This window comes from Candidatus Weimeria sp. HCP3S3_B5, assembly GCF_052064335.1.
Lineage (GTDB): Bacteria > Bacillota > Clostridia > Lachnospirales > Lachnospiraceae > Weimeria.
Genome location: NZ_JBQHVU010000035.1, coordinates 1 through 9,082, shown reverse-complemented (window position 1 = coordinate 9,082; position 9,082 = coordinate 1). Strand labels below are relative to the sequence as shown.

Sequence of the window (9,082 nt, the reverse complement as noted above, 5' to 3'; positions counted from 1 at the left end):
AACCCTTGACACAGGGCATCCAACCAGCTAGTTGGCAGTCAAGCAGAACAAGGATAGGGTGTGTAGCCGAGGCTACTACTTACCCACACAAACTGATGAAGCCTCTTTTTTTCTTCCTCTTCTTTAATTTCACCATCATCAGTATCAGTAATCGATGATTCGATTTTCGAACCACAATTCGGGCAATACCTTGCGTTATCTGGAACTTTCATTCCACAGTTCATACAAAATGCCATAGTCATTTCCTCCTGTTCTCAAATGAGATTAAATAATCCTCTATCATCTTTCTCTGTCTGATGATATCATCCTGTTTCTTTTCAACTCTTACAAGCAGAGCACGCATCATCTCATGTTGCTCCTGGACATCTGACGTCTGGAATCTCTTTATTTCTTTAAGAGAAAACCCATACCCCTTAAGACACTTTATAGAGTTCAACTTTTCTACTGCATCATCATCGTAATAAGAACCTGAGGCATCCGTCACAAGCGGGTCCAACAGATGATAACCCTCATCAGTTGCATAATGTTCTAACGCTCGTCGCGTCATACCGCACTCCTTACACAATTCTGTCCTTGAAATCATTTTGTACTCCTTTCTTAGATTACCGCTCCACGTTGCGTGGGTGTCAAGCATTTTTTCCTAGATAGAAGTAAAAATTTTTGCGAAGTGCCTTTATAAAACTACACAAAAAAAGCTGTTAAAGAACATTTTGTTCTCTAACAGCTTTCGTTACTACAAATGTATCTATACTATTCAGTCACTCTTCTCTGAAATGACATCTGACGGTTCTGCATTTTTCAAAGATTTCTTTGAGGATATGGATTCACGAACTTTTCTTGTCTTATCACTTAATCTATGTTCTTTTGGATCAGGCAACTCCACTACCTTACCAAATATCATATTCGTAATACATATCAGAAAAACAAATACCAGTACAGGTATTATGCATGACGTTACAATCATAGCTGCAATAGTATCAATCAGGTTCCGGAGAAGGGTTTCAAACTTTGTCAGAACCCCTTGAACCCCTCCTGAAATTTTTGACCAAAGATTTGATAATGCTCCTGAAATGCCACTTTCATCACTATCTTTTGTATCTGCAACAACATCATCTGAATTTTTCTGAACCTCTTCCACTCTGTTAGCTATAGTCTGATCTGAAACCGCATCTATTCTTTGTGATATCCATGTACTGCATGGTACCACAAGAGTAAGCACAAACGCGAATATCATAACCTTACAAGTAAGACGGTTAATATCAGGTTTATCAAAAAAAGACAATATCAGTAATACAATGCATCCTATAGGTATAATTATTTTAAAAGCCACAATACCCATAATTGCAATCATCCATTCCTCAATATATATCCCAATGGTTATTGCAACAAAATATCCGCTAAGATCAACAAGTTTATCAGATATAGAATCTCCTACATTACCAGGCAGAAGTGAAACCGCAAATGATGCGCCTGCCGATATTGCGGTCAGCCTTAAAACGTTGTCTTTCTTTTCATCCAAAGTCTCTATCGAGTTGCTATACACAACCTTACTTGTGGCGATTCTTGAAAACCATAAAAAAGATGCCAGACATAATGCCACAAGAAATATATCATAAGCTACAACTTTTGTACTGTTCTTCATCACTATTTCCTCCACTTAATACTCAACATTCACCGTATAATTTTTATCTACAGTACCTATTACCTGCTCATATATTTCCTTTGTCTGATCCAGTCCTGCCTGCTTAGCTTCCGCTATATTATTCTGTTGCTCTACTTTAGCCTCAATCTTTTTTCTGGCATCTTCATCGAGTTCCTGTACGTCATCAAATGAGAGTTTTATATCGCTTGTCGGAAGGAATGTATGTGTAGAAGGATCACTGATAACGAAATCTTTGTAATCAAGATTTATCTGATACTGAGGTTTTGGTATCGTAACAGTCACCGTCTTATTTGTAGAATCAACTGTAACATTTTTTTCTGTAATCAGATTAAGGTCTACATAATACTGTACCTTACCCTTGTATGTTATAGTCTGATATTTCTTAAGCCAGTTAAATATGATGTTCTGGGATAAATGAGACGTATCACTTACATCCTGCGAATATACCTCCAATTTAGCTTCCTTCTCAGACTTTGTTATAACCGCATCTGAAAAATCAGCTACCGTTTTCCCATCCCCTGAAACAAAATCATGGCCTGCACTTTTTGATGATTTACCCGACAATTCCAGTTTCGTCACTTTCCCTGTTCCCAATATTGACGATGGATGAGTAATCCCAAATATTACCATAAAGCATAGAGCAAATATTACAGCAATTTTGATAATGATATATCTACTACCCATCTCCTGCTCATCTTGTGTTATAGGTTCGTTCTTTTCTTTTATGTCATTCATTTCTCAGCTCCTTATTCATCATACTGTAACTGGTATATTATTATTGTTAAAGAAATTATTCAAAGATTCTTTTACGGAATCCACTTTATCAGGCACAATCTGTTCTGCCCTTGTAACAGCATTTCGAGCCATTGACTGTGCTTTATCCACAAATTTCTTTGCCACTTCTGGTGCCTGCTCCACAACAGAGTTATATGCCTCAGATGCTACTGCTGTTCCAACAAGGCTACCCACGAATCCTGTCGCAAGTCCAACTGCGGTTCCTGCACCCGGAACAATAGAGCCAACAGCCGCTCCAGCCAAAGCACTTCCTACCATAAGATAGATATGCATTACTTTATTCCGTTCCCACTCAACTGAAAGATCTCTTTTTTCATGCTTGTTGTTTGTACCATGAAACGAATCATCGTATCTATAATAGTCACTATCGTAGCCCTTGTCTAAGCAGTCATCCACATACGTATTGTAATCTTTTTCTGACAGCTTGTCAATATATATTGATAAGCTGTCAGAAGAATCTTCTGCTATATATCCGTGTAGTTTTTTTGGTTTAGGAAGAGACTTTGCAAGTTAACCCTTTGGCCAAGAAATATCCTCTTATTATAATCAACCTTTTCTTCTGATGATGAAGATGTTGTGGCCGTATAGTTATCATTATCTTTTCTAGACTCTAATGCTTCAGCTCCTCTACCATTATAAAAACTCATATAAGGAATAGTCAGCACCATTCCAACAATTGCAAACAAGACATACTGTCCTTGAAGTTTTTCTTTAATAATGCCTGCCCCCATAAGCCATGCCATAACAAGAAGCGCTAGCTGCAGAATAGCAATAACTCCCGCCACAGGGCGAACATCATTAAAAGCTACTGCCATTCCCAATGCATCTATTACTATGCATATTATAATGAATTTACTGAACTTACCGCTTTTAAACGATGTTGTCTTTTTCTCCTGCTTCCTATCATTATACTTTGCCTGCTCAAATGACATCTTCTCATGTTCGATATCTTTATAGGTAGCATTTCTTATCCGCTCGATAGTTACCTCATCACTTTCAAGAATCAATTCCTTTGAGCCACAATATGGACATACCATATTTTCACCTCATATATCCCTATAGCTTAATCTAACGCAATAAGAGCATTTATTACTTTCCTCTCAAGTTTCCTCTGCTTTGAAGCCGTCAGATATTCCGATGTTCGTATAACGCATGTCCCAACAACTCTGTGAGAACCTGAATCAGTAATTCCTGGTCCATCAAATCCTTCCAGATAAGAGTTTCTCTTCTTTGCGTCCGCAACATTTGCATACACTTCAACAGCTCCGCCCCCATCTGTCCCCTTATCTACCGGATCCCCTTTCCCCTCGTAATACACCTCACTTTGATCCACACTCGATGATACAAAATAGACAGTTGCTGTATATCCATGCGGTTTGTTCAGATGTCCATTAGGATCATTGTCCTCTGTAACTGCTTTTATTTCCTTAACTTCCTTAATTGTCTTAAGACGCTCAATAACAAAGCTTTCCTTGGGATTTGTCACCTGTTTGAGTTGCTTAATACTATCAGAGTATTCCTTTGCCGATTCATCTAATTCCGATATCTGTTCAGAATAATCTACACCAACATCTATTTTTCCTGTAGCGCTGACAATATCTTTTGTCTTAGAAGGCATGTCCTTAGGAACTGTTCGCTTTGCCGAATCTGCTTCCTTAACCACCTCTGCCGCTTTTTCAGCAACCTTTTTGCTATATGGTTTATCCTTTCCTTTTATAAGGGCATTCAGACTATCAATATGCTCGTCCAGTTCCTTATTTTTATCTGTCAATACTGTCACAGCATTGTTATAATCGCTAACAGCCTTATCATGAGGCTCCTTGTAAAATTTAAACCACGCCATGCATCCACACACTACAATAGCCGCGACAACAACTACTGTAACAACCACCTTCTTCGTCTTACCCATAATCTTTGTCCTCCTAATCTTCTAAGATTCCTCATCTCTTAGTTCTTTGATTATCTGCCTGACGCGACGCTCAGTCAGATTGAGTATCTTTGCCATTTGGCTTGGATGTAATTTACCATTGTTCTTTCGTATATATTCCTTGGCATACTCATTGGAATACAGATTCTTTGGGAAGCTAACTGTTAGTCCGCCGTACTTCTCCCAGAATTTCCTGGCCACATCATCACCAGCCATTTTTCCAATTTCTTTATATATTTTGTTAAAAAATCCACTTTCGCTCATCGTTAATTCCTCTGATATGATTGTACACAACCGCCATGGAAATTACCATTCTGACGTTTTCCAATGAAATATTCTTATGAAGATTTCATTGTGTGCCTCTATATCAGACCGTTATCAGAATATCATATAGATTTCCCATTTTGGATTTGTGGATGCATTAACACTCCATCATAGGAATTAATTTTTTCGCGGATAAACTGCAAGAGCATCCCGAAAGAATATCCACGGAATGCTCTCTTGTCAAAATGACTAAGCAATCATCACTTAGTAATGCGATCTCAGCTGCCTCAGTATCCCCTCTACCCTAGCTATCGCTTCCTGAACCTGCCTTCTGGCATCGTTGATTTTCGACTGTACGAAGATATCTGCAATAAGCCCGTCAAAGAAGAAATCGGCAAATGTCAGGAATCCGCCGATATCTATATTCAGACCTTCTATGTCTCTGATATCATCCAGCTCATCCCTGAAAGCCATCAGGTCACGCTTCGCGTCTTCAATGTACTTGTTTGCATTGCTGACCTTCATGTGCTTCATTATCCCGGAAATTGTATCGCCGCCGAAGATATCCAGCAGCCCCCAGTTTCTCGCACTTCCGAGCTGCTTGTCAGCTTCCCTGAGACTCGATAATGCGCGCTCACCAGCCATCTCAGCCTCTCTTACTTCTTTATCCCTATCATAAACTTCACCTGTCATAGTAGTTTTTTTACCTCCGTCAGAATACCAGGCAGAACAGGCCTGCCAGCACTATGAATACAATGATTGTCGGTAACAGACGAAACATCGCTCCGATCAGATCAAATACCAGCTTTATCAGCCCTACAAATACAGCACCGATTATAAAGATACAGAACAACGTAATCATTTTGTCCTCCAATCATCTGCTTTTCTTCTGTATGATCTGATGATACACCCAGCAGACAGGATAATAAACAACTGATTCGAGGAAAAAAGATAGTCTAATTCCCCAAATCGGGGAATTAAAATGATATAATATTGAGGACAGACGGAAGAGGCCTGGATCTCTGGGTGAATAATGCCATAGCTAACGGCAGAATAGACCAGAATAAGCTGAATAAAGTAAGGAAAAATCTGAACAAATAGTATTTCACTATTATCTAGAAATAAAATCAAATATATTGAGCTGTGGATCTATCCACGACTTCTGCTTTGCATCCCTGACCATATCCCCTTTGTGAAGATGTCCTATCAGCAGAGGGGATTCCGGGTCGTGCCATCTCATATTCTGATGCACTATCTCCATGTCATAATTCGCATAACAGTACAGACATCCGTGAGCGCAGGTATTATATGCCCCTATGTCTGAGCCAAGGAGACATCTGCATCCCTTTCTGGCGCCTATTGCAGCATTTGGGACAGTCAGATGCTCTCCTATCGCCTTTTCCATTACCGCCTGTGAATAGCATCCGTCTGCATCAACATTATCTCTGATGAGCCCTGCATCTTCAAGGCACAGGTGAATCTGCATCCCATATTTCCTTGCTGTCTCAGAAAAGGAATCAATTAGCTCTTCCTGTTTTTTCTTTGACACATGCTTCGCCTCCGGGAAGTTTCTTTTCGTTTTTTCATACAGATCTATAAAACTCACCACACACTGGCTAGTGTATGGATGTAGCTTCTCAGCAAAATCTGCAAAAGCTCTTTTATGGAATTTTACGCTGTATTTTTCTGAAATAAAAACCGGATCATACCGCCAGCTCATGGCATTCTTCCCTGCATATTCCGACAGTGCTTTGAATGATTCCACCACTTTGTTCTTATCTGGAACAATAGGCTCTATCTCCCTGCCATACGGTGTGATCGTCACCATGAAAAAGCTTTTGAATCTGTCCAGCTCATGAAGTCCAGGACGCATTGGTGCCGGGTTCTTCGTACAGAAAGAAATCGCATCCACGACAGATGGATCAAGCACATATCTCGTCACCATCATCGGGTCGTATGGATTTCTCACTAGAACGAACCCGGCCTTTATTCGGTTATAGAACCATTCTGAAAAGAAAGCCGGAATATCCGTCCGGCTGCCCGTATTAATAATCATTCTCTTGTAGCCTGATATCCTTCACGGTTAAAAAATCATCCTGTGGCTGATGATATTCTATTTCCATGATTACTCTTTATAATCAATGCAGACTCTTAACTTCACATTTGGTGCGATGATCCCGTCTTTTATCTTCACATGGTCGGGATAGACTGCATAGCCATTCAGCGCATCCTCATCCGTAAAAGAACAGTCAAGCATCAGGTCAGCATTCGAAGATGGCAGAATATCCGCCTGTACATGTATATCGACAAGCCCCGGAATTCTTCCCTGAAGAGCCTCCAGCTTTTCTTTGATTTCATTACCCAGTTCTTTTTTCCTGTCATCTGTCAGTTCATCCTTAAACTGCCATAGGATTATATGTTTTACCATTGTGTACCTCCTCATTTCGTTTCTTGCTTATAGACGAAGATTGAGCTTAGCGAGCAGAACTTCCTTATTAGCGAGCACAGGTCGAAGACGTTTAGCGAGCTGAGCGAAAAGAACTTCCTTAGCAAAGTGATTACAGGTGAAGCATATACTTTACTTTGTTACCTCACACCACCATCTTCGGTGTATCCCAGAGGTTAAGCTTTACGCCAATACCTTTTTCTACGGCATTTCTATAGACCATTGTTCCCCAGGCTACATCCTCTGTCGGCATACCGCCTACAGAATAGATGACGATTTCATCGTCATTTCTATGGACCGGCTTTCTTCCAAGCAGGATATCACCAAGATCATCGATCTGGTCAGGAGACATCCTCCCCTCTGCGATTAGGTCCTCGACACGAACCGCTGGGATAGGGATAGTATTATAGGCGTCTGGCTTCATCTCGTCTTCCCATGCCTCGTAAAGCATGATATTGTCTGTTACTGTCCTGGTCCTGTTGATAAGAAAATCGTCATCAAAGCGGAGCGCCGCCGTAGATTCGATGACAGCACCAGGCTTGATCCACTGCTCTCTGATATAAGGATAAAGGGATGGATCACCGGTAGGAGTCGAGGTGGAGCATGAAACAATGTCGGCGTCACGCACAGCATCTTCCATTGTATCCACCGGAATAAACTCCACATCCGGATAAAGCTTCGACATATGATCTACAAACTTCATAAGCGATGCCTTACCACGTCCCTTGACCTTAACTCTTCTTATCGAGGGACGGACAGCTATGGCAGCTGCAAGAGCAGTCTTACTCATTACACCAGGTCCAATTATAGCCACAGTAGTAGCGTCCTCTCTTGCAAAATACTTGAACCCTACTCCTGGCACTGCGCCTGTCCTGTATGCGGAAAGTATATTTGCTGACATAAATGCCTTTGGGGCTCCGGTATCCTTATCATTCAGGATCAGCATGAGGACAGAACGAGGAAGCCCCTTCTTACGGTTTTCGGCATTACTTCCATACCACTTGACACCGGCCATATCGAATTTGCCACCCAGATAAGCAGGCATAGCCATGAACCGACGGTCGGGTCCGTCCACAGGCATCTCAGGAAAAGGTGATTCCTTTGGAAACATGACCATACTTCCATGAGAATTACCGTTTGCTCCACCCATCCTGTAATCCCCGACCTTCATCAGACGAAACATCTCTTCCATTGCCTCGATACAGCCCTTCATGTCCTGCACTCCGGCTCTTATCATGTCGTCTTCATTCAGATACAAAAAATCAATCTCAGGATAACTCATCTTTTTTCCTCTTTTCTACTTAGTAGGAAAAGAGTCCGGACAGCTGAATGGCCATCCGAACTCCTTTGTTCCTCGAAACAAAAATGAGTATACTATGATGGTGTGCCTGATTATTGTAAAAAAGCGAACCATAGTGAGAACTGTTCGTCTGTTAGAAGAAGTAGGTGCGAGGTGTGAGGTGCGAGGTGTGAGGGGCTAGGGATAAATCCAAACTAAGTCCCGAACCCTTCTCCCTATACCCTGAGCTCTCATACCTGTGCTATTAAATCTCTGAACTGATAATATTCTTCACTTCATCTACAGGCAGATCTATAATATATGCTATCTGATCCGCCGGAAACCCCTTCAGGTACATTCTTCTTACACTAGCTTCTTTTGTCTTTAGCTCTGCCTCACTAGAGGCTTTACCCCACGCTTCATCCCAAGCTTCATCCCAAGCTTCATTCCAAGCCTCATTCCATACTTCCTTACGCATCTCTTCGATTACCTTACACATAGTTCTCACTCCCTTCGTATCTTCCTTAAAGTAAGGAAGGGGTTAGGGGTTAGGGGCTAGGGATAAATCCAAACTAAGTCCCGAACCCTTCTCCCTATACCCTGAGCTCTCATACCTGCGCTATTAACTTTCTGAGCTGATAATATTCTTCACTTCATCTACAGGCAGATCTATTCCAGCAGCTATCTGATCAAACGAAAGTCCCTGAA

At 41.2% G+C, this 9,082-nt stretch carries 14 protein-coding genes; all 14 read right to left on the bottom strand.

The features are described from left to right. Positions 1-38 precede the first annotated feature (38 nt). Complete coding sequence (locus ACTNCK_RS11165; RefSeq protein WP_441082796.1) at positions 39-236, bottom strand: zinc-ribbon domain-containing protein; 198 nt, start codon at positions 234-236, stop codon at positions 39-41. 2 nt (positions 237-238) lie between these two features. Further along, positions 239-634: a helix-turn-helix domain-containing protein gene (locus ACTNCK_RS11160; protein WP_441082795.1), complete on the bottom strand. Its 396-nt coding sequence runs from the start codon at positions 632-634 to the stop codon at positions 239-241. 120 nt (positions 635-754) lie between these two features. After that, positions 755-1,642 carry a hypothetical protein gene (locus ACTNCK_RS11155; protein WP_441082794.1) on the bottom strand — a complete coding sequence of 296 codons (888 nt, stop codon included), beginning with the start codon at positions 1,640-1,642 and terminating at the stop codon, positions 755-757. Between the two features lie 15 nt (positions 1,643-1,657). Beyond that, positions 1,658-2,398: a DUF4230 domain-containing protein gene (locus tag ACTNCK_RS11150; RefSeq protein ID WP_441082793.1), complete on the bottom strand. Its 741-nt coding sequence runs from the start codon at positions 2,396-2,398 to the stop codon at positions 1,658-1,660. A gap of 18 nt (positions 2,399-2,416) precedes the next feature. Continuing rightward, a complete protein-coding gene (locus ACTNCK_RS11145) occupies positions 2,417-2,926 on the bottom strand; it encodes a DUF6591 domain-containing protein (protein ID WP_441082798.1) in 510 nt (169 codons plus the stop codon). Beyond that, on the bottom strand, positions 2,923-3,495 hold the full coding sequence (locus ACTNCK_RS11140; protein ID WP_441082792.1) for a hypothetical protein: 573 nt from the start codon (positions 3,493-3,495) through the stop codon (positions 2,923-2,925). The genes ACTNCK_RS11145 and ACTNCK_RS11140 overlap by 4 nt, the downstream gene beginning before the upstream one ends. A 26-nt stretch (positions 3,496-3,521) precedes the next feature. After that, positions 3,522-4,367, bottom strand: a complete 846-nt coding sequence (locus ACTNCK_RS11135; RefSeq protein ID WP_441082791.1) for a hypothetical protein — start codon at positions 4,365-4,367, stop codon at positions 3,522-3,524. A gap of 21 nt (positions 4,368-4,388) precedes the next feature. Continuing rightward, complete coding sequence (locus ACTNCK_RS11130; RefSeq protein WP_441082790.1) at positions 4,389-4,649, bottom strand: Mor transcription activator family protein; 261 nt, start codon at positions 4,647-4,649, stop codon at positions 4,389-4,391. A gap of 264 nt (positions 4,650-4,913) precedes the next feature. Next, a complete protein-coding gene (locus ACTNCK_RS11125) occupies positions 4,914-5,342 on the bottom strand; it encodes a hypothetical protein (protein ID WP_441082789.1) in 429 nt (142 codons plus the stop codon). Between the two features lie 19 nt (positions 5,343-5,361). Next, positions 5,362-5,511 carry a hypothetical protein gene (locus ACTNCK_RS11120; RefSeq protein WP_441082788.1) on the bottom strand — a complete coding sequence of 50 codons (150 nt, stop codon included), beginning with the start codon at positions 5,509-5,511 and terminating at the stop codon, positions 5,362-5,364. A 249-nt stretch (positions 5,512-5,760) separates the two neighbouring features. Then, complete coding sequence (locus tag ACTNCK_RS11115) at positions 5,761-6,705, bottom strand: DUF1848 domain-containing protein (RefSeq protein ID WP_441082787.1); 945 nt, start codon at positions 6,703-6,705, stop codon at positions 5,761-5,763. Positions 6,706-6,774: 69 nt separating this feature from the next. Beyond that, positions 6,775-7,077, bottom strand: coding sequence for a Dabb family protein (locus tag ACTNCK_RS11110; RefSeq protein WP_441082786.1), 303 nt, complete (start codon positions 7,075-7,077; stop codon positions 6,775-6,777). 163 nt (positions 7,078-7,240) lie between these two features. After that, positions 7,241-8,377: a tyramine oxidase subunit B gene (locus tag ACTNCK_RS11105; RefSeq protein WP_441082785.1), complete on the bottom strand. Its 1,137-nt coding sequence runs from the start codon at positions 8,375-8,377 to the stop codon at positions 7,241-7,243. A 262-nt stretch (positions 8,378-8,639) separates the two neighbouring features. Beyond that, positions 8,640-8,873, bottom strand: coding sequence for a hypothetical protein (locus ACTNCK_RS11100; protein ID WP_441082784.1), 234 nt, complete (start codon positions 8,871-8,873; stop codon positions 8,640-8,642). Between the last annotated feature and the right edge of the window lie 209 nt (positions 8,874-9,082).